This window comes from Gilliamella sp. Occ4-3 (genome assembly GCF_001690675.1).
Taxonomy (GTDB): domain Bacteria; phylum Pseudomonadota; class Gammaproteobacteria; order Enterobacterales; family Orbaceae; genus Gilliamella; species Gilliamella bombi.
This window is the reverse complement of sequence record NZ_LZHR01000086.1, coordinates 1-908: the sequence shown is the minus strand read 5'-3', so window position 1 is coordinate 908 and position 908 is coordinate 1. Positions and strand designations below refer to the sequence as shown.

1 protein-coding gene and 1 pseudogene are annotated in these 908 nt (G+C 37.0%); both read right to left on the bottom strand.

Annotation, left to right across the window (positions count from 1 at the left end):
* Nucleotides 1-382: hypothetical protein (locus A9G44_RS09170; protein WP_143426361.1), on the bottom strand; the 382-nt coding region annotated here is incomplete at its 3' end.
* 34 nt (nt 383-416) lie between these two features.
* Nucleotides 417-908, bottom strand: a pseudogene (locus A9G44_RS13565) (hypothetical protein); the annotation flags it as partial.

Here is a 908-nt window from a genome sequence, read left to right as displayed (position 1 = left end):
TTTTATCAAGATATTTACGCCCTTCATCCGTTAAATTATAGCGGTATAGTGGCTTGTCGCCATCGTGACCGACTAGCTCTTCAGTAAATAATCCCTCTTTGGCATAGAGTGCTAATCGTTCATTTAATTTATTATTAATATAAATAGGATCGCGATAGTGCATATCTTTATGATACCCTGGCATATATTTAATAGTATAGGGGTACATATCCTGATAAATTTTACCCACCCGCAGGCAAACTGCTCTATTGCCGGTAGGGTTAATACGATCATTTTCTTCCTGTATGCGGTCTTTATACATGTAATTATTACAACTTTTTAGTAAAAATATAATTAGTGCGCTACTGATGAGTAATGCAATGATGGTTAGTTTTTTTGTCATGATTATTGCCTATTAATAACCCCATGATTTACGTTTATAAAACATAGTGGCCACTTTTACCGGCCGTCAAACGTAGCTCACCATCAGGCCCAAAACTGTAATAATGTATAGCCCTCGGGCTCCCCCCTAATACGGCTTTCCCTAAACCGCCATAACCTTTATACAGACTATAAATATCTTTATTTTTTATCCAGTTTGGCACGTTTTCCATATGGTAATAAAAAGTCACCATTCTCATCCCTTGCATTTGATCATCAACCTCATCAATTTTTTCAACCACCACTTTTCCAAAACAGAAATTTGTTGCACTCCATTTTTTATCAAGATATTTACGCCCTTCATCCGTTAAATTATAGCGGTATAGTGGCTTGTCGCCATCGTGACCGACCAGCTCTTCGGTAAATAATCCCTCTTTGGCATAAAGGGATAGTTTTAAGTTAAGTTCGTTATTAGCAGCGATTTTGTCATAAGGATCGTTAGGATCTATTTCCCCTTCAAGATAATGAATGGTATAGGGGTACATATC